Origin of the sequence: Companilactobacillus ginsenosidimutans, assembly GCF_001050475.1 — a bacterium.
Classification (GTDB): Bacteria; Bacillota; Bacilli; order Lactobacillales; family Lactobacillaceae; genus Companilactobacillus; species Companilactobacillus ginsenosidimutans.
Genome location: NZ_CP012034.1, coordinates 1,200,954 through 1,220,072, shown reverse-complemented (window position 1 = coordinate 1,220,072; position 19,119 = coordinate 1,200,954). Strand labels below are relative to the sequence as shown.

Below are 19,119 nucleotides of genomic sequence, written 5' to 3'. Positions count from 1 at the left end.
CTTTACTTACCTTGTCCTGTTTGTAAGTACTTGAAAGATTGTTGACCAGCTTGTCTCCCAAAAATAACAGTTTCAGCAATGGAATTACCACCGATACGGTTGTTCCCATGTAAGCCTCCAGCTATTTCCCCAGCTGCAAATAATCCCTCAATAGTTTTGTCGTTTTCATCTAACACTTGAGTTTTGTCGTTAATTGCGACTCCACCCATTGTGTAGTGAACGGCAGGTGCAATATGGATTGAGAAGAATGGTCCGTTGACAATTCCACGATCCATACCTGTTGTTCTTCCGAATTCTTTATCCCCAGATTCTAGTGCAGAATTCCAAGTAGCAACAGTTTCATTCAATGTTTTAGCGTCCATATTGATTTTTTCAGCTAATTCATCCAAAGTTTGACCAGTTGTAACTAAGCCAACGTGGTCATAAAACTCGATAGCTTTAACACGATCACGGATACCTTGATCAAGAATCAAATAAGCGCCTTTTTCGTTTAAGTTATCAATTGCTGCAGTAACATTCTTTCTAGTATCAAGTTCATTTACAAAACGTTTTGCTGACTTGTTAACAAGAATAGCGCCTTCACCACGAACAGCTTCACCGATCAAAAATGGATGATCAGTATCTTGTTGAACGGTAGGGTGAACTTGAACTTGGTCCATATCGACAAGTTTTGCGCCAACGTCACTAGCAAGTGAAATACCATCACCTGTAGCACCAGGTTGATTAGTTGTCTTGTAACCTTTTAGGTCAGGACGATATTTTACAAGTAGTTCAGGATTGGCACCAAAACCACCAGTGGCAAGAATAACAGCGTCAGCCATGATGTTAGTGGTTTTAGCATCAATATCTACTTCAACACCACTGATTTTTCCAGCAGTTTGAAGTAACTTGTTAACGTGAATATCAGTAAATAAAGGAATACCTTCTTTTTCAATTTGCTTAAGAAGTTCCGTAACCAAGAAGCCACCGATAGGAGCCATTGAGCTAGGACGGTGAGTTCTCAAGACACTCATACCACCAGTTGTTGTCAGGTCATCCAAGATAATTCCGTGACCAGCCAACCAGTCGATTGCTAAAGCTGAATGAGTTGTAAAATATTTCAACAATTCAGGATTGTTTTTTTTGCCGCCACCTTTGAAAGTGTCGTTGTAGAAGTCTTCCATATTGTCGACGATTTTGTGATCGAGTTGAACTGTTGTTTCGGAAGCGTTCATACCAGATGAAGCACGTGTTGTGTTACCACCGATTGCCGGCATTTTTTCAAGAATAACTGGGCTGAGACCCAATTCGTGTGCTTGTAATGCGGCAGTAAGGCCAGTCCCACCAGAACCGACAATGATTAAGTCATAATTGACTTTTAATTCTTTAATATTAGTAGGTTGAAATTTATATTTTTCTGCCATAATTTCCTCACTTAAAAATTATTTTTGATCAATGTTTGTCATATTGATGGGAACGACCCATTCGTCAAATTGTTCAGGTGTTAGTAAGCCTGACTTAATTGCTGCCTCACGAAGAGTTGTGCCAGCTTTTTCAGCATCTTGCGCAATTGTTGCACTTTCGTGATAACCAATGTGTGGTGATAGAGCTGTAACAGTCATCAATGATTGCTCAACGAGTTCTTCCATTCTATCTGAGTTAACTGATAGGCCGTGAATCATCTTGTCTGCGAATCCTGTCATTGTTCCGGCAAGCAGTTCAGCTGATTCAAGGAAGGCACTGATAAGAACTGGTTTATAGACGTTCATTTCGAAGTTACCTTGGCTAGATGCAATGTCAACAACGACATCATTACCCATGACACGAACGGCAGCCATCGTAATTGCTTCAGCTTGTGTAGGATTAACTTTACCAGGCATAATCGATGAGCCAGGTTCGTTTGCGGGGATGTTCAATTCGCCATAACCTGAACGTGGGCCAGAAGCGAGGAATCTAACATCGTTAGCAATCTTCATCAAATCGGCGGCCAAAGTCTTGATAGCACCGTGAACAACGTTTAATCCAGAGTGAGCAGCAAGTCCGTAGAACTTGTTAGTGTCAGCAGTAAATTCAATTCCGTACAATTTACTCATTTCTTTAGCAATGATGTCAGCAAAGTGTGGAGCAGCGTTCAATCCAGTACCAACAGCAGTTCCACCCATAGCAAGTTCGCCGAGTGTCTTGTTCAATGTTTTAATATATGAAAGATCGTGTTCAAGCATTGAAACCCAACCACTTACTTCTTGTCCAAAAGTTAATGGAGTAGCATCTTGCAAGTGAGTACGACCAATTTTAACTGTGCGCCAGTATTTTTCTTGTTTAACTTTCAATTCATCAATTAAGTGTTGCAATGAATCTTCAAGATTATCAACCGCAATAGCAGCAGTAATGTTCATAGCTGTTGGGAAAATATCATTTGAACTTTGACCTTTATTAACATCATCATTAGGCAAAATTTCAATGTCACTATTGATTGTGGCTGCCATGTGGGCAACTACTTCGTTAGTATTCATGTTAGTTTGTGTACCAGAACCTGTTTGGTAAACAACCAATGGAAAATCTTTTCTCAAATCTTCATCGCTTAAAGCAAGCAATTTGTCGATTGATTCAACAATCAAATCAGCCTTGTCAGCGTCAATTGATTTCAATTCTTTATTAGCAATCGCAGCAGCTTTCTTAATTTGTAGCAAAGCCTTAATAATTTCTAGTGGCATTTTTTCGCCAGTAGGGAAATTGTTACGTGATCTCTCAGTTTGTGCGCCCCATAAAGCTGTTTCTGGGATTTTCACTTCGCCTAAGGTGTCAGATTCGATTCTAAAGTTTGTCATGTTGATGTCCTCCAATTTTTTTTGATCGAATGATACTTTGTGATGTTTATATCATAAATTCACATCATCCTCATAGTCAAACACTGATTACGTCATTAATATTATTTATGAGGTTGATATATCAATGAACAACAAACGCTTTCATTTATTGAATATAAATAATTATATAAAAATAAATGTTTATTCGTTCACAATGGCAGTTATGAATGGCTTGTTTAACAGTATTTGTTTATCAATTTGAGAAAAATGATTAACAATTTCTTAAGTCTGATATATTTAAAGTAAGAACTAATTTGTTATTTAGGACGGATGAGAAATATGAACTCAACCAAACAAAAGAATAGTCGCAGATGGCTAGCTTTAACAGCATTATGTATTGCGGTATTCATGTCATTACTGGATTCAACAATTGTTAATGTCGCCTTGCCAACAATTCAACAAGAACTAAAAGTTTCTTATGCGGAACTTCAATGGGTTATGAACGCCTACACATTAGCATTTGCAATGTGCTTATTATTGGCGTCCAAATTCGGCGACTTGTTCGGAAGAAAACGAATATTCCTGATAACTCTATCCATATTCACATTAGGATCATTAGGGTCATCCATGTCTCAAACGGCATTATTTTTAAATGTCTTTAGAATGATACAAGGTATTGGTGGAGCAGGGATGATGAGTTTATCCATGACCATCGTTACTGAAACATTTGATGACAACGAGCGCGGCTTAGCCTTCGGAGTCTGGAGTTCAGTAGTTGGGGTGGCCACAGCGTTAGGACCAGTCATTGGCGGATATTTAATAAAGATATTCACTTGGCGTTCGATTTTCTACATCAATTTGCCCATCGGAATCATCGCCTTGTTAATGGCATATAAATTTGTTGATGAAAGTTATGGTAATAAGGAAGAAAAAATTGATTGGTGGGGGATGATAATTTCCACCGTCATGATTTTTTGCTTAGTGTTTGGCCTAGTTCAAAAGGAGACTCATATTAATTGGACGTGGATGAACTCGCAAGTAATAAGTTATTTCATAATCGGAATCGTATTAGTAATAGTATTTATAATCCTAGAAAAAAGAATTAAAGAACCAATGATCAACTTAGAAATCTTTAAATCATGGTCATTCAACGGCACAGCTATTGCCTCTTTCTGTTTAGGAGCGGGACTATATGCGTTCTTTACATACATGACAATTTGGATGCAAAGTTATTTACGCTATACCCCAGAACAAACAGGTATCAGACAATTAGCAATTGGTTTAATGAGTCTAATAATCGGACCAATAGCTGGAATACTTTCAAACCGACTAGCCAAAAGGTGGTTAATAGGCGGTGGATTAATAATTATCGCACTAGGGTTATTTGAAATTCAAAGAGTTGTTTCACTACAAGTCACTTACTTAGATTACGTTTCAGGATTCATCATAATAGGTATCGGGAACGCAATAGTAAATCCACCACTTTCTGCAGCAGCCATGGAGAGTGTCGATCCCAACTTAATAGGAATTGCCAGTGGAGTAGTCAATGTCTTTAGACAACTAGGAAGTACTTTTGGGATTGTTATATTGGGACTAGTTTTGTCGAATGGTTATCAAAATGGGCTTAACCGTTATGTTGGTGATTTGGCTTTAGCCAAGTCAACTAAGTCTGGAATTATTAATGAGCTTATTTCTGCTGGTCCGACTGGTAGTGAAGGTGTATTGAGAAGTGCCTGGTCTAATTTGCAGCAGTTGGATGGGGGAAGTGGTTTGTTTGCTTCGCTGAAGGCTGGTGTTTGGAGTGGGTTTGATGTTGGTTATGTTTTAGTTATTGGTGTTAGTATTTTTATTTGTTTATTTGGAGCTGTTGTTGCTTTGGTTAGTATTCGAGATCGTCGGTAGTTTTGATGGTTTGGTAGTTCTGGTGGAGGTATGTTGTTTTGTTGGTGGGTTCACTGCCGCACTTTCGTGCTAAGTGGGTTGGACGTGTATTGTTTGCCCTTTCCGTTCCTTGAGTGAAACCAAACGTAGATGATAATGTATTGTATTAATAATGATTTTTTATATTTTAATAAGCGTAAGTAATCACAAATGAAAATTAGGAAACACAAAAAAATGACCTTACTCCAATCGGAATAGGGTCATTTTTGAATTGATTTTGGTTTAATTTACCAGACCAAAGGTCAGGTGTTACATTTTAGATTTGTAGCAAATTTAGCCCGCAGGTCAGGATTTTGGGGGCCAAAGCCGTGAGATTTTCCTTTGCCTGCCAAAGGGCAGGCTTAGGAAAAGGACGCATTTGGAGACCGCTCTTTGGCTCCAAATCGTCCCACAGCGTCCACGGCCCCCAAAATCCTGACCGGAGGGCGGCTATTCACCACCACTCCCCCGAACTAAACAAATCTAAAATAAACGCCACTAACCTTCAGCTTTATGAATTGAACCTAAAATATCATCAGATGAAAAATCATGATGCTTGTATGCAGGATTATCAATTGGTAAATGCTGCAACAAACTGTCAAAACACTGGAACACAACATTACCCGAGACCGACTCGAAATCAAGAATGTGTCCACCGAAGTCATGTGCATCTGACATGAAATGACTGTGGAAACCGGCAACTGCTGCTCCGTCAAATACTTGTGGAGAGTAGTAGCTTAGTAATGTTCCTTCAACAGTATCACGTTCAAAAATACTTTGAGCTTCGGCTGTTTTTGCTAATGTGTCGTATGGTTTAGAAGATTTCTTAACTGCACGGGTCTTAATGTTTTTGAAAGTTCCTTTGATTACTACTGAATAAAATGTGTTGGCACTGGCTGCCTTTTTGTCGATTAATTCTTGTAGCTCGTCACGTTTGATGTCTTCGACGTCCATCATTTCGTTGTAGGCTGCAAAGTGTGAGTTGGCAAAGGGTAGTGTGAATGAATCATCGACTATGTTTACATTTCCTGCACTGTCAACTTGATATGGAACGCCATCTAAGATGATTAATTCTCCGTCAAGTCCTTCTCCAGTACCGATTCCGGTGTCGCCATGTTCTAGCAACTCCTTCATCGTCAATGTTCCGTCCAATAATCCTGGAACTAATAATGCTAAGGTTCCGTGCTGATACAATACATTTGAATTCTTCATATGAACTTCCTTCCGATTAGCTTAAGTAGTCTGGTAATAATGTTGATAATAATTTGATGTTGTCGCTGTAATCGACAGGGATGTCAATAACTGTAGGGCCTTCTGTGGCAAAAGCTTTTTCGAGGGCACTTGTTAATTCGCCAGCATTATCGACGTGAATTCCTTGTGCTCCAAAACTTTCTGCATATTTGGCAAAGTCAACTGTACCGATTGCTACACCTGAGTTTCTACCGTATTTAGCTTCTTCTTGGAACTTAACCATATCGTAGTAACCGTCATTCCAAACTAGTTGAACAATGTTTAAGTTCAAGCGGACAGCTGTTTCTAGTTCTTGTCCTGAGAATAAGAACCCACCATCACCAGCAACTGATACAACTGGTTGGTTAGGACGTTCTAGTGCGGCTGCGATTGCCCAAGGTAGTGCTACACCAAGAGTTTGCATACCATTACTGAATAAAAGATGTCTTGGCTTGTAACTTCTGAAATGGCGAGCCATCCAGATGTAATGTGAACCAACATCAACGGTAACAGTAGTGTCATCGTTAACTTGGTTTTGAAGAGCGTGAATAATTTCTAGTGGGTGCACACCCTTTGGATCTTCACGTTCAGGAATGATATCTTTTGATAAAAAGTTTTTTTGGATTTGGTGCAAGTGATTTTTTAGTTCGTCACTTAAAGTAATTCCGTCAGGTAAGTTATTAGCAATATCGTCAAGTGTTTTCGCAATATCAGCGTGAACAATTAATTCTGGTTGATATTCATTTGAAATTTCTGGAGCGATACTATCAAGGTTGATGATTTCACCTGTACGGTCAACATTCCAAAGACGGGCTTCGTATTCAACTGGATCATAACCAATTGCAATAACTAAGTCGCTGTCTTTAAGAATTGCGTCTCCGATTTGGTTTCTGAATAAACCAACACGGCCGAAATAGTTCTTTTCTAGATCACGGTTAATAACACCGGCACCTTGGAAAGTTTCGACAACAGGAATTGAAAATTTCTTAAGTAAGTTTTGGATGGAGTTTGTAACTTCAGAACTAGATGAACGCATACCCGCAAGAATAACAGGTAACTTGGCATTCTTAATTTTTTCAACAATAGTCTTGATGGTAGCTTGGTCGGCACCACCTTGTGCGATTGGTGAAAGTGTATTGATTTCTTTAGTTGTTACTTCATCTTCGAGAACGTCCTTTGGTAGTGAGATGAAAGTTGCTCCAGATTTTGGTGCCATGGCAGTTTGGTAGGCATTCGCAAATGTCTCAGAAATATTGTTGGCGTCTTGAACTTCAACGCTGTCTTTAGTGGCTGTACTCATAAGTTCCTTACTAGGAATACTTTGGTGAGTTAATCTTGCAACGTCGTTACGGGGAACTTGCCCACCAAGCGCAACGACAGGGTCACCTTCAGAAGTTGCTGTGATTAGACCGGTTGCGAGGTTCGATACACCAGGTCCAGAAGTAGTAGCGACTACACCAGGTTTACCAGTTAGTCGACCAATACCAGAAGCCATGAAGGCTGCGTTTTGTTCATGTCTTGTAATAATTAATTTAGGTGCATTTGGGTTGTCGCTGTATTCCATTAAGTCGAAAAGCTTATCGACCTTTGCGCCAGGAAGACCAAATACATATTTGATCCCTTGGTTCATCATTGATTGAAATAAAGCGTCTGCACCGTTTCTTTTATCTGCCATAAAAGTCTCCTTGTGAATATGATGTTAAAATGCTATTGTTTAAAGATAAATCGTTGGTGTTGATTTGTCAACACGTAAAACTTGGAGCTCATATGAAAAATATTGGATATTTGGCACAAGATATTTCCATCTTACATAGACAGTATTATAAAGATACACGGGAGCAGTTCAATCAACTAGAGCTCAATCCAACAGCCGCCTGCATTTTGCTGACAATTGGAGATTATCCCAACATAACTCAAAATCACGTAGCACGACAATTAGTCGTCGATAAAGGCTTAGCCACGCGAGAAATTAATAAAATGGAAAAACTGGATTATTTGACGAAACAAAATGGAGTCGGAAAAACTAAAGTTTTACAACTAACCCAATTGGGCAGCCAAGTAGTAGAAAAAATTCAAAAGATTCGAACTGACTGGTGGGAGAATAAATTTTCCGAGACGGGATTGAACTCAGATAGTCCACTGGTCTCGGCTATTGAGACTGTTGTTGAAAGCTTTACCGCCGAAGAAGAAATTGATTAGAGTAGTAAGATCCGATTGAAATTAAAAGATATTATGCGCGGAAACTCAAGCATAATGCCTTTTTTCTTGTGCTAAAAAAATGGGGGATAGAGGTGGAATGCCGTCTGGAGGTTCCGTACTGCGGGGGCGGAACACTATGGGCAACAAATGGGCCAAAGTGCGGTCCCATTGGCTTGCCTTGTTGTAAGGCCGGCTTATGGCCGACCAAACAACAGCAGGAACGTACGAGCTAAAGCTCGTGCGCAACAGTCTTGGTGTTGGCTCCGCCAACGAACAATCAAGGATGTCACGGCTGGCTCCCCGCAGTACTCCACCTCCAGACTTAATTTGCGGTTTATTTTTTTAGCACAAAAGGATTCTGTTAAGTCCGAGGTCACTTGCTGCTTTACATATGGTTCACTGTATAAATGTTTAAGTTCACTGCAAAAAAACGTTATAACATGTGATATTTGCATACTTTTTCTTACAACTCATGTATGCTTTAGCTATTAAGATTGTGAGGACTTTTTATATGCGTAAATTTGATGTTGATCAATTGGATGGTCATTTTTATTTTGTTATTAAGTCGCCTTTGGAGGAATTGAGTTCTTCTGAGTTATTGAAGCTTGTTCAGGGCTTTTATTCTGGTGAGTCGACTGATTATATTTTGAAGAGTCATCATATTGATTTGGATTCCAAAAGGATGCGGTCGGTTTTTCCTTATGTTGAAATTGATGAGGTGTGTCCGTATGATGGGACTCCTTTGGTTATGAAACTTCCTTCTGTTAATGCGGTTGATTCATGGGCTGGGGATGAGGTTTGTCGTACTTGTGGTCACCGTAATGTTGATCCAACTTCTGGACGTATTTGTGAGTGTGATGGTTGTGTTAGCAAGCGAAAAGTATTTAATTCTGAATTGAGGGAAGAATATTCTTCTGAAAATCATTTTGTTCCTGAATATTCGGATTTACCATTATATGCAAAACTTGAACTTGCCACTTTCGTTCGTGAGATGAATGTCACTGATGTTGAGAATATTTTGTCATATGATTACGTTGAACCGCTGTTCTTTTATGATTATCTATTTCAGCTTACATATGAGAAAGTTATCGAACCTTCTGCTCAAAATCCAGTTGAACGATTCAAGTCAATGTTTCCAAAGAATGGGTCTCTGAATTATGACTATGGTAAAATTGATTGGCGGTTAAATGTCCAGGCTGAGGACGTTCCTGATGATGAGTTGGTTGAATTTCTTGGTCATCCTGATCATAATATTTTGCAGGAGAAACGAGAATCTGATGCGTTTTACCATTTAACAATCCGCAATATTTTGCTTTCGATATTTGTCGATATTTTTGATAAACAATTGGATCCTAAAGATAATTATCACGACTTGGAACAGATGAATATTGAAGATTGGCTGATTTCAAATTCACCTAAAATTGTTGCTAGTGCGATTGTTGAAGCTCGAGTTGAACCTGATGACTTTGAATTTGACGACCCAGATTTTGATCCAATTCATGCCGTTTCTTATTATATTCAGCATCCTGATGAAATTAGTGATCAAGCAGTGGAAGAAGCAACATTTGACAATAGGTTGAATCAACCTGTTTGCCAAATTTTCTTTAACGATGTTTTATTAATGCCTGATTGGATGGATAAGTTAGTTCCAATTAAGTAGAAATATATTGTAAAAATACCCCACATCCTTTTATTTTTAAGCATCTATTGTATGCTAAAAGTAATAGGATTGTGGGGTTTTTATATGCGAACTTTTGACTATAAGAAAGCTGACCGTAAATATTATTTTCTTAAAGATTCTCCATTGGAGAAGTTGAGTTCTGATGAATTGTATAAGTTTCTTTATACATATTATTCTCAGACAATAATGGACGAAGACGTATTAGCAAAACATAATATTGATTTTGATTTCAACAAAATAAAGAGATTTCTTCCAGCAGTTTCCATCGATGAGAAATGCCCGTATGATGGAACTCAACTTGTTATGAAACTTCCTTCATTAAATGCCGTTGACTGGTGGGTTGGTGACCAAGTATGTCTTAAATGTGGTCATCGAAATATTTTTCAAAATGATCGATTGTGTAAGTGTAAAGGCTGCAAGAAACGACGAGATGAATTTTCCAATAAACTTGCACAAAGATATCAAGCCCCTAATCATAGTTCAATGAATTATGAAAATTTATCTTTGAACATAAAGGTTAAATTAGCAGTTTTTGTTCGTCAAATGAAAGTGACAAACATTGAGGATATTAAGCCGATTTCTGAAATTACCCATTCATTTGAGGATGATTATACGATTGAATTACTTGATGCAGGGGTAATTGAGCCTTCTATATATTCACCACTTGAGTATTTTGATGTTGATTCTTTACAGCAAGATCAGCTCAAATATGACCTTAATAAAGTAGGGTGGAGATTGAATCTAGATACATTTCGTAAATCAGTCAAAAAATTTCTTGTGAGAATAGCAAATCCCACTAATGAAATTTTATTTAATAGCCAGGAAACCAATGGTGTTTATAGAAATATTGTTGAAAATGTTCTATATAAAATATTTGAGGATACTTTTCCATTCATTGATGAACACGAGTGGTATCAAAATGAAGCAAAAGAGGCATTACAAGACTGGCTCCAAGAATATACACCGCGAGAAATTTCTAATGCATTCTTGTCGTCAATTCCAGATGGGAATGATATGGATAAGTTAGAGAATTTTGAAACTACACAACCAATACAGATTGTTTCACCCAAATTGTCTGAAAAATCTACTGCTGCTGATAAAAACAAAATCATCAAGTATGCATTTGGCAAGGACCCCTTGGATTTAGAAGTGTTTCGAATCTTTTTCAATGAGATGTTTTCAAAACCAGATTGGATGAATGAATTGATTCCGAAACCAAATACAGAATTAACTAGTATCAATAGTGATACGTTAGACCAATTGTCATCTCAAGAAAATGACAATACACTCGATATCCCTAAAATTGAAGCTGGAGCCACAAAATTTTTAATTACTGATCATGGAGTAATTATTTTTTATGGTAAGACTGAGAAATTGATTACCACACAACTAGCTGCGTACCAATACTTCAGCACATACAATGATGTGCCAATGGACTCAAATAAGTGGTGGGTCGGACTTACCAAAGAATTTGAGATTGATGAATTTTATTCATTACATTTTATATTCAATTTGATTAATGATTTGCGTAGATCCAATATTCCAGACATGCTAAAAGATGCATAATTCAAATTTCTGAATTATGCATCTTTTTTATTATTTAAGCGACTCCGGGTCGGGGATGATGGTAATTGTGACATCAAAAACGTTGAAATCTTTGTGGAGTTTTCGCTCTATTTTTTCGTTGGTGCTGTAGATTTCCATTGCGGTTGCTTTAGGATCAACCATTATGAACATATCTACAAGTAAAATATTGCCGTTATAACGACTTCTTAAATCAACAACTCTGTGAACCTTTTTGAACTTCTCGGCAGCCTCCTTCATTTGAAGCTCGAGGACTGGATCGACGTAATCTGCTAAGTTTAATGTTGATTCTTGGAAAATTTGGATTCCTTGCCAAAGAATGAAAACACCAATTACGATACTGACGGCACTATCAATCCATGCTAGGTGAAGTGCATATGAAACTAAAACTGTAATCATCGTCCCCAAACTGGTTACGACATCACCGAGGCTGTCTTTTGACGCAGCAAGTAGCGAACCGTTACCTAACTTTTTCCCGTAATGATGATTTATGTAATAAACTCCAAACATCATGACTGTGGCAATCCCGGCACCTAATGCAGAAATTAGATTTGGTGCTGCTTTGCCTTTTAGATGGAATAATCCCGTACCACCAGTGACAATAATTTGTAGACCAATTAATACGATTATAAAACTCGTTATAAGCGTGAAAACTGTTTCCAGTCTAAAACGAGAGAGCTGCATGGAGTCTTGACTACGAACACTTTTTGCCGGTAGATCCCGGCCAATAATGTCGTCATCGTTAATATTGGTCGCTTCACGCAAGCCAATAATCAAAACACCAGTCGAAATGACGCCAGATAAATTATTCAGAGCATCAGCGCGTAATGCAACAGAATCACCAATAACAGATAGCCAATATTCAACCACAGTAATAAGAATATAAATACCAATATTAATCCACAGATATTTAATAGCAGCAGTAAGTTTATCAACCTCACGTTGCCGTTCAACTTTTTGATGATGATCCTCACGCAATAAATATTTATTTAGTTTGTCCATAATTAGAATTCCTTTTGATGTAACGTACAAAACTTATTATAGGTTTTTGTTGGCGAAATAAAAGTGTGAGTATATTGTAAATGTTTATGCAGGAGGGCAAGAAATGTGTGATTATAAATTGTGGAAATAGAAAAATGATTCTTGAGATTTACTAGCCTGACCGGAAGGTTGCAGTGAACTCTATACAAAATCAGCATATAATGAAATTAATAATGTTGAGGTGAAATTAGATGGCCAATTATACAAAAATAGAACTTGATATTATTAGCTCATTCAAAAATTTGATGACTGATCATGAATTTGAAAATATTTCAGTTGCGGAAGTTGCCAACGGAGCAAATATTACTCGTAGAGGATTTTATAATCATTTTAAAGACAAATACGATTTAGTAAATTCAATCTTTGAATCTGAAGTGTTTCCTGAAGTTATGAAAGTCACCACTCTTGATGATTGGTTCAAGGGTTCTATTTTTATCTGCAATTATCTCAAAAAGAATCGTGACTATTACCAGAAATTGTTATCTGTTAATGGTCAAAATTGTCTGAAGACAGAATTTTATAAACTGACTCAAATTCAGATGACCATGTTGATTCCGGAACTTCTTGGTGGAAGAAAGCTTTCAAAGGGGGATGAACTTTTCCTGATCGATTACTATTACAATGCCTATATGGAAATAACTAAGGAATGGCTGACTGGGAAATATGAGTTTGACACTGACCAGTTTGTTGCTCGATGGCGTCGACTTTTGGAACATTCGCTACATGACTATCTTGATAATTTTACTTACTAGCTTCACACATAGAACAAAGTGAGAAACCTTTCACATATGACCGTTAATGTAAATTGATAAATATTTCACAAAGAACTATTCTTTCACTGTAAGCACTAATAATCAATGTTTCTTTGAAAGGAGCTCATTATAATGAGTAAAACTAAAGTAATCATTTGGGGATTAGGTAACGTTGGACGTTCAGCAGTTAGAATGCTGGCCGAGCGTAAAAATTTATTCGATTTGGTAGCTGCAGTTGATGTGGATCCAAATAAGATTGGCAAGGATGCCGGTGAGGTTTTTGACTTTGATCCAGTTGGGGTTAAAGTTACGGATGACATTGATGCCGCACTAAAATTAGACGCTGACATGGTTCTAGATTTTTGTCCTACCGAAATGGATAAAAAAGGTACATTTATGCCTTCGGCTATCCGCCTAGCTAAATCGTTGGACGCAGGTAAAAATGTCATCACCACAATTCCTGTCTATCACTGCCAAGACAGCCAGCCTGAGGTATATGAATTTTTGAATGAGCACGCAAAGGCTAACAATGTAGCATTCGTACCATTTGGATTATTACCTGGCGACTATGCATCATACATGCCACTAGTAATCGCTGGTGCAATGGGAAGAGTCGACCAAATCAGCGTTCAATCAGGTGAAGATGACTGGCACAACACATCAGGTTGGGTTGACGTATTCCAATACGGCGCAGACATCGACAAGTATCCAAAGCCAGATTCAGACGAAGACTTATTGGCAAAATTTATCTACGCATATTATTCATCAGGTGTCTACGAAATGGCCGACAGAATCGGTTTGAAGTACGATGAATTCAAACCACAACACGAAGTTTTCACAGCTCCAATGGATTTGGAAACAATCAAAGGTACAGTAAAGAAAGGTACAATTTATGGACACAGATTCACCATGGCCTTATATGACAATGGAAAAGAAGTAGCAGCATTACGTTATGTCCACAAAGTTTGCCACAAGAAGACTCCAGAATTACCAATCAATAATACAATTCACTTGGAAGGCCTACCAGGCCCAGTAAATGCTGAAATTGACGGCTTGATTCCCGAAAGAGAAGGCTACGTAACATCAGCAGCCCCAGCCGTTAACTTAATCAACAGCGTAATGGATGCTGGAAAAGTAGGGTACGTAGAAGCATGTGACCTACCAGTAGCAATTCCAGCTAAGTTAGATAAAGATCAAGTTAAAATTTAATTAAAAATGGATTCACTCAATAAGTAAGAGTGAATCTATTTTTTATGTTCCGAACTTGAACTATCCTTTTATCTTTCACTACCAATAAAGAAAAGAAGCGTACAATACGTGAAATTTTCATAAAACCAAACAATCGCAACTATAGAGGAATCATGTAAATGATACTTGAGAAGCACAAGCCTGGAGGTCAGGTTCTGCGGGGGCCCAAGCCGTGTCGTTCATGTTTGCCTGCCATAGGGCAGGCTTACATGAAAACCGAGTTTTGAGATTTTCGCGATCTTCGAAAAGCTCAAAATCGTGTTCACAGCGACCTGAGATACTTACGATGTGGTTGACATTTGAAATGTAATAATTTTGATCACTTCGGAGGTATTAATATGTGGAAATATACTCAAAAAGAAAAATATAACCTTATCAAGGAATTTGAAAAATCTGATTTACCTCGACAGACATTTGCGAAAACCAAAGGAATCAGTCCCGAAACGTTTAGGGACTGGAATAATTACTACAAAGAGAATGGTTATGAAGGACTAAGGAATAGTAAATCACGTACGTTTTATAGTGCTGAAACAAAGATCAACTCTGTTCGTGCATATGCGAATGGTGAAGGTAATCTAAAGCAAGTATGTGAAAAATTCGGAGTGAAATCATCTAAACAACTCAGAATGTGGTTGATACAGTATAATAATGGCAAGACTCTTAAGGCTACGCCTGTCAGGAAGAAGGTCACTGCTGTGCCAAGAAAAACAACGATAGATGAAAGAATTGAAGTTGTAGAATTCATTCTTAATAAACATCATTCCTATTCAGAAGCATCTGAACGATTTGATGTTTCTTATCAACAAGCTCGGCTTTGGGTTATGAAAGTCCAAGGTGATGGCTATAAAGCTCTCGTAGATGAGCGTGGCCATAGGATTCATCATAAAGCAGAAGAGATTAGTGAACTAGAGAAATTGAAACTTGAAAACCGTGAACTCAAAGCAAAATTGAATGAACAAGAAGCCATTGCGGCGTTTGAAAAAAAATTAAACGAACTTCAGCACAGGGGGTGAATTCACAACGAAAGCTGTCTTACCAGGCAATAATGGAGGTCAGCGAAGGTAATCATGGATGGAAATCTATTCTATTAGACCATATAGGTGTTTCTAGACAAGCGTTAAATAAGTTCTTACATCATAGGAAGACAGATTGGGAACACAAAAATGATTTATTGACTGAAGTTGTTCTTAAGACATATAAAGATCATTTTCAAAGAATTGGTGCGGGAAAGATTCTTTCTCATATTACAAAGGAACACCTTCTAGATTTTGAGGTCACGTACTACCAAGTTAGGCGTGTAATGAGAAGTGAAGGTATTAGTTGTAAATCAAAAGCAAAAAAGCGAAGTCGTAAAGATGACAATGATCAGCATGAAAAAGACAATGTATTAAACCAGAATTTTGAAGTGGAAAAACCAAACATGGTTTGGCTATCTGATTCAACCCAATTGGAATTTGGAATCAAAGAAACACACAAAGTAAAACTCAGTGGAATACTAGATTTGTGCAGTCGTAAAATAATTGGATCTTTTATAAGTCCATCAGAGACTGCAGAAGCTGAAATTGCGATGTTCAAAGAAACTTTTGAGGAAATGGGCGACGTTCATCCAATGGTACATACTGATCGTGGACCTGCATTCACAGCCGTTAGCTTTAATAAATTGTTGGATGAACACAAAGTAATAAGAAGTTTTTCAAGACCAGGCACCCCATATGATAATTCACCAATGGAGAGCTGGTGGAGTAATTTTAAGGGAATCTGGATGGATAGTCATCCAAGACCAGCAACTTTAGAAGCACTGATTAAGCTAGTACAAGATGGAATTGATTATTTCAATAACATTGATAGATTGCCAACAAAAAATGGCCTTACTCCAGAAGAATGCTGGAATAAAGCCATTGCAAAGTAGTTTATAATATTTTAATTGTTTAAATGTCAACTTGACAACGCAAGTTCAACCACGGCCCCCGCAGAACCTGACCGGAAGGCGGCAGTGAACCTTCTCACACGCAAATTAAAATGCTAAACTTAAGTTGAAATATAAAACATATTATTTTGAATTATTGGGGATGTTATATATGAAAAACTCAAAAATGGCATTATTTAGTTGGATCTTAATTTTCGCCATCGCAGTAACCGAGCTAATAGCAACAATCATGATGGGGTTAGATAAAAGCTATTTTGGCATAGTCGTACATCTGATTATCGGAATCGCAATAGTAGTAATTGGACTACGAGCAACATCAAGACTACATTTCCAAAACGACATCAGTAAAAGTGTATTCTCGAAAAACTATGTTTATACATTACTGACATCAAATTTAGTCATGTTATTGATAATTTCTATTCATGATGTTGACCACATGCGTCAAGCAATGGGGTGGGGCTACCAATTTACAATCGGCCTCCTGCTAGTAAACATCATTGTCTACTTGCCAAATCTGATTTCAATCTACTTAGTTGGAAAAGATAAATTCAGTGGAATCATTTGGACAGCAGTCAGTGGACCAATAATTGCAGTAGCATTTTTGAAACTACACTTATTAGGAGCCTGGATACCAGTTTGGGGTCCATGGAATCGTTCATTCTTCGCACTCGGAGTCGATAAATTAAGTTGGTGGATACTCGTAATTACCGCCGTAGCAGGAATTGTAACCGGAATGATAGCAATCTATTGTTTAGGACGCATTCAAGATCGTGAGAAGTATGTAAAATAATTAAGCTGATTAATTGACGAACACGTGTCAGTCCTCTAGTCTATATATTATAATTATGTTTCTTATATAAAATAATAATATGAATGTTGAGGGAAAAGGATGAAGATAGGTGTAATTTTAGGAAGTTCCAGAAGTAATTCGCTAGGCGAAAAAGATTTTTAAATATTTGAAGTCAGTAAATCAAAACATGGATGATGTTGAATACACATGGATTGATTTAAAAGATTATCCACTACCATTGTATGATCATGAAGAAACACCATTGGAGAATGAGATCAAGGATTTAAACAGTGCTGAATCCAAATGGTTAAATGTGTTACAAGAACAAGATGGATACATCATCATGACACCAGAATATAATCACGCAATTACCGGAGCCCTAAAAAACGCCCTAGACTTCGTCGGTGGACAAGTGGCAAGAAAACCAGTTCAAGTAATAGCATACTCACACTTTAGTGACGGAGGAATAGTAGCCGCAAATCACATCCTACCAATTCTAACAATGCTAAAAATGATGGTAGTACCAGATCCAGCTCTACTTTGGAATGCAGATCCAAATTTCACAGATGGGGGAGAACTAGTACCAGCAGCTGAAAACAGTGACCACTTCGCCAAAAGATTGAATGAAGTATTCGATGAAATCAACTTTTATACAAGAGTGTTCAAAGAAAATCCTTACAATAATTAAAGAAGAAATTGAACTAAATATTCGCTTAAGTAAGAAAATCAAATAGCACAATAAAAGATATGGCCGAAAACAAAAATAAGTTTTCGACCATATTTGCGTATATATATATTAAAAAGCGAAAATACCACAAAGATTAATGGATCTAGATGGAGGAAGAAAATAGATTTGGCCTCAGTGGTGAAATTGTGCTTTGCTGACGAAGTCAGCTTAGTGAAAGGGTCGCTTTGGAGACATTTCGAACTATGAAATGGCTTCAAACGATCCCGGCAGCGTTCCAGCCCGAAAAATCGATTTTCTTCCGGAATCGGCAGCATCCATCTATTCATCTTTGTGGTCTTGAGACAAAGACCAAGGCGACTCGTGCAACATCCACTGTACTCCAAACTTATCAGTAAAGGCACCCATCTTACCACCCCAGAACTGTTCAGCAAAAGGCATCGTGATTTCCACCTCGCCAGATTGTTTCAACTTCTTATACAAAGCGTCAGCAGCATCGTGACTTTCTTTGTCTTCACTGTCGATATCTAACATCAATTGAAGTCCCTTAACAGGAGTTGAGTCTCCGTTAAAAGCATCAGCACATTCAAATTTCATTCCTAAAATAGTGAATCCACCATGCATTGTCATGCTGTCCAAGTCAGCATTTGTTGGTAAATGGAACATTTCAGCTTGTTCCTTTTTAGGACTTAGACGGTACACATCAGTAGCGTCAAAGACTCTTTCATAGTATTCAATAGCTTCTTTGGCATTTTTAAAAGCAAAGTATGGGTAAACTTGAGTTCTCATCCTATATCATCTCCACATTATTTTTACTTTTTGAGTATAACATTAAGCGCTTTCAATGGAAGAACTAAATTAGAGTACCATCGAAATGATCAATTTCATGTTGGATAATTTCTGCAACAAAACCGTTAAATTCTTGCGTATGTGGTTTGAAATTTTGATCTTGGAACGAAACTTTAATATTTTTATATCGAGTAGTTTCGCGCTCACCTTGAAGTGATAGACAGCCTTCACTAACCGTGAATGGCTCAGTTTTACTCAATATTTTCGGATTAATCATCGGCACATTCACCATACCGACATTTACCGCAATTATCTGCTTGTTGACACCTATCATATTGGCTGCCATACCGACACAGTCTTTTTTATGGGAAGCAAGGGTGTCTAACAAATCGGTGACAACTTGAGAATCAGCTGGTGTTGCTGGGTCGGATGGAATTGAAAGTGACATCCTGTCTGTATTAATTGGTTTAATCATAATTTTTCTCCT

The 19,119-nt window shown here is 37.8% G+C and carries 17 protein-coding genes; 10 read left to right on the top strand and 7 right to left on the bottom strand.

The window, feature by feature from the left end; genetic code table 11:
- Window positions 1-2: 2 nt before the first annotated feature.
- On the bottom strand, window positions 3-1,403 hold the full coding sequence (locus tag ABM34_RS06375) for a flavocytochrome c (RefSeq protein WP_048704348.1): 1,401 nt from the start codon (window positions 1,401-1,403) through the stop codon (window positions 3-5).
- Window positions 1,404-1,421: 18 nt separating this feature from the next.
- Entirely contained in the window at window positions 1,422-2,807 is a 1,386-nt protein-coding gene (locus ABM34_RS06370; protein WP_048704347.1) for a class II fumarate hydratase, read from the bottom strand.
- Between the two features lie 318 nt (window positions 2,808-3,125).
- Here ABM34_RS06370 and ABM34_RS06365 point away from each other — a divergent pair, with 318 nt between their 5' ends.
- The gene (locus ABM34_RS06365) at window positions 3,126-4,688 is read left to right on the top strand and encodes an MFS transporter (protein ID WP_048704345.1); all 1,563 of its coding nucleotides are present in this window, start codon (window positions 3,126-3,128) and stop codon (window positions 4,686-4,688) included.
- Between the two features lie 516 nt (window positions 4,689-5,204).
- On the opposite strand, the gene budA is transcribed toward ABM34_RS06365, so the two are convergent.
- Together budA and alsS are read right to left on the bottom strand one after the other, a co-directional pair.
- Entirely contained in the window at window positions 5,205-5,918 is a 714-nt protein-coding gene (gene budA, locus ABM34_RS06360) for an acetolactate decarboxylase (RefSeq protein ID WP_048704344.1), read from the bottom strand.
- 16 nt (window positions 5,919-5,934) lie between these two features.
- Entirely contained in the window at window positions 5,935-7,611 is a 1,677-nt protein-coding gene (alsS, locus tag ABM34_RS06355; protein ID WP_048704342.1) for an acetolactate synthase AlsS, read from the bottom strand.
- A gap of 92 nt (window positions 7,612-7,703) precedes the next feature.
- On the opposite strand from alsS, the gene ABM34_RS06350 reads away from it, so the two are divergent.
- The 3 genes from ABM34_RS06350 to ABM34_RS06340 all read left to right on the top strand — a co-directional run bounded on the left by ABM34_RS06350 (window position 7,704) and on the right by ABM34_RS06340 (window position 11,382).
- Window positions 7,704-8,135: a MarR family winged helix-turn-helix transcriptional regulator gene (locus ABM34_RS06350; RefSeq protein ID WP_157023231.1), complete on the top strand. Its 432-nt coding sequence runs from the start codon at window positions 7,704-7,706 to the stop codon at window positions 8,133-8,135.
- A 511-nt stretch (window positions 8,136-8,646) separates the two neighbouring features.
- Window positions 8,647-9,795: a hypothetical protein gene (locus ABM34_RS06345; protein ID WP_048704341.1), complete on the top strand. Its 1,149-nt coding sequence runs from the start codon at window positions 8,647-8,649 to the stop codon at window positions 9,793-9,795.
- Window positions 9,796-9,879: 84 nt separating this feature from the next.
- Window positions 9,880-11,382, top strand: a complete 1,503-nt coding sequence (locus ABM34_RS06340) for a hypothetical protein (RefSeq protein WP_048704339.1) — start codon at window positions 9,880-9,882, stop codon at window positions 11,380-11,382.
- A 30-nt stretch (window positions 11,383-11,412) separates the two neighbouring features.
- Here ABM34_RS06340 and ABM34_RS06335 read toward each other — a convergent pair whose 3' ends face one another.
- Window positions 11,413-12,402 carry a cation diffusion facilitator family transporter gene (locus tag ABM34_RS06335; RefSeq protein WP_048704337.1) on the bottom strand — a complete coding sequence of 330 codons (990 nt, stop codon included), beginning with the start codon at window positions 12,400-12,402 and terminating at the stop codon, window positions 11,413-11,415.
- Window positions 12,403-12,632: 230 nt separating this feature from the next.
- Here ABM34_RS06335 and ABM34_RS06330 point away from each other — a divergent pair, with 230 nt between their 5' ends.
- The 6 genes from ABM34_RS06330 (at window position 12,633) to ABM34_RS06305 (ending at window position 17,846) form a co-directional block, all read left to right on the top strand.
- Entirely contained in the window at window positions 12,633-13,193 is a 561-nt protein-coding gene (locus ABM34_RS06330) for a TetR/AcrR family transcriptional regulator C-terminal domain-containing protein (RefSeq protein WP_048704335.1), read from the top strand.
- A gap of 132 nt (window positions 13,194-13,325) precedes the next feature.
- Window positions 13,326-14,402: a hypothetical protein gene (locus ABM34_RS06325; protein WP_048704334.1), complete on the top strand. Its 1,077-nt coding sequence runs from the start codon at window positions 13,326-13,328 to the stop codon at window positions 14,400-14,402.
- A gap of 377 nt (window positions 14,403-14,779) precedes the next feature.
- Window positions 14,780-15,454, top strand: coding sequence for a helix-turn-helix domain-containing protein (locus tag ABM34_RS06320; RefSeq protein WP_157023198.1), 675 nt, complete (start codon window positions 14,780-14,782; stop codon window positions 15,452-15,454).
- Window positions 15,451-16,350, top strand: coding sequence for an IS3 family transposase (locus ABM34_RS06315; protein ID WP_048702931.1), 900 nt, complete (start codon window positions 15,451-15,453; stop codon window positions 16,348-16,350). The genes ABM34_RS06320 and ABM34_RS06315 overlap by 4 nt, the downstream gene beginning before the upstream one ends.
- A gap of 169 nt (window positions 16,351-16,519) precedes the next feature.
- A complete protein-coding gene (locus tag ABM34_RS13345) occupies window positions 16,520-17,158 on the top strand; it encodes a hypothetical protein (protein ID WP_198141163.1) in 639 nt (212 codons plus the stop codon).
- A 187-nt stretch (window positions 17,159-17,345) separates the two neighbouring features.
- Window positions 17,346-17,846 carry an NADPH-dependent FMN reductase gene (locus ABM34_RS06305; protein WP_232298628.1) on the top strand — a complete coding sequence of 167 codons (501 nt, stop codon included), beginning with the start codon at window positions 17,346-17,348 and terminating at the stop codon, window positions 17,844-17,846.
- A 318-nt stretch (window positions 17,847-18,164) separates the two neighbouring features.
- On the opposite strand, the gene ABM34_RS06300 is transcribed toward ABM34_RS06305, so the two are convergent.
- Both ABM34_RS06300 and ABM34_RS06295 read right to left on the bottom strand, forming a co-directional pair.
- Window positions 18,165-18,632, bottom strand: coding sequence for a VOC family protein (locus ABM34_RS06300; protein ID WP_048704332.1), 468 nt, complete (start codon window positions 18,630-18,632; stop codon window positions 18,165-18,167).
- A 64-nt stretch (window positions 18,633-18,696) separates the two neighbouring features.
- Window positions 18,697-19,107 (bottom strand): peptide deformylase, encoded by a 411-nt coding sequence (locus ABM34_RS06295; RefSeq protein WP_048704331.1) that lies wholly within the window; start codon window positions 19,105-19,107, stop codon window positions 18,697-18,699.
- Window positions 19,108-19,119: the final 12 nt, after the last annotated feature.

Excerpts from the sequence above, each read along its gene's own strand:
- ABM34_RS06375 (WP_048704348.1), bottom strand. The coding sequence starts at position 1,403 with ATGGCAGAAAAATATAAATTTCAACCTACTAATATTAAAGAATTAAAA.
- ABM34_RS06370 (WP_048704347.1), bottom strand. The coding sequence starts at position 2,807 with ATGACAAACTTTAGAATCGAATCTGACACCTTAGGCGAAGTGAAAATC.
- ABM34_RS06365 (WP_048704345.1), top strand. The coding sequence starts at position 3,126 with ATGAACTCAACCAAACAAAAGAATAGTCGCAGATGGCTAGCTTTAACA.
- budA (WP_048704344.1), bottom strand. The coding sequence starts at position 5,918 with ATGAAGAATTCAAATGTATTGTATCAGCACGGAACCTTAGCATTATTA.
- alsS (WP_048704342.1), bottom strand. The coding sequence starts at position 7,611 with ATGGCAGATAAAAGAAACGGTGCAGACGCTTTATTTCAATCAATGATG.
- ABM34_RS06350 (WP_157023231.1), top strand. The coding sequence starts at position 7,704 with ATGAAAAATATTGGATATTTGGCACAAGATATTTCCATCTTACATAGA.
- ABM34_RS06345 (WP_048704341.1), top strand. The coding sequence starts at position 8,647 with ATGCGTAAATTTGATGTTGATCAATTGGATGGTCATTTTTATTTTGTT.
- ABM34_RS06340 (WP_048704339.1), top strand. The coding sequence starts at position 9,880 with ATGCGAACTTTTGACTATAAGAAAGCTGACCGTAAATATTATTTTCTT.
- ABM34_RS06335 (WP_048704337.1), bottom strand. The coding sequence starts at position 12,402 with ATGGACAAACTAAATAAATATTTATTGCGTGAGGATCATCATCAAAAA.
- ABM34_RS06330 (WP_048704335.1), top strand. The coding sequence starts at position 12,633 with ATGGCCAATTATACAAAAATAGAACTTGATATTATTAGCTCATTCAAA.
- ABM34_RS06325 (WP_048704334.1), top strand. The coding sequence starts at position 13,326 with ATGAGTAAAACTAAAGTAATCATTTGGGGATTAGGTAACGTTGGACGT.
- ABM34_RS06320 (WP_157023198.1), top strand. The coding sequence starts at position 14,780 with ATGTGGAAATATACTCAAAAAGAAAAATATAACCTTATCAAGGAATTT.
- ABM34_RS13345 (WP_198141163.1), top strand. The coding sequence starts at position 16,520 with ATGAAAAACTCAAAAATGGCATTATTTAGTTGGATCTTAATTTTCGCC.
- ABM34_RS06305 (WP_232298628.1), top strand. The coding sequence starts at position 17,346 with ATGGATGATGTTGAATACACATGGATTGATTTAAAAGATTATCCACTA.
- ABM34_RS06300 (WP_048704332.1), bottom strand. The coding sequence starts at position 18,632 with ATGAGAACTCAAGTTTACCCATACTTTGCTTTTAAAAATGCCAAAGAA.
- ABM34_RS06295 (WP_048704331.1), bottom strand. The coding sequence starts at position 19,107 with ATGATTAAACCAATTAATACAGACAGGATGTCACTTTCAATTCCATCC.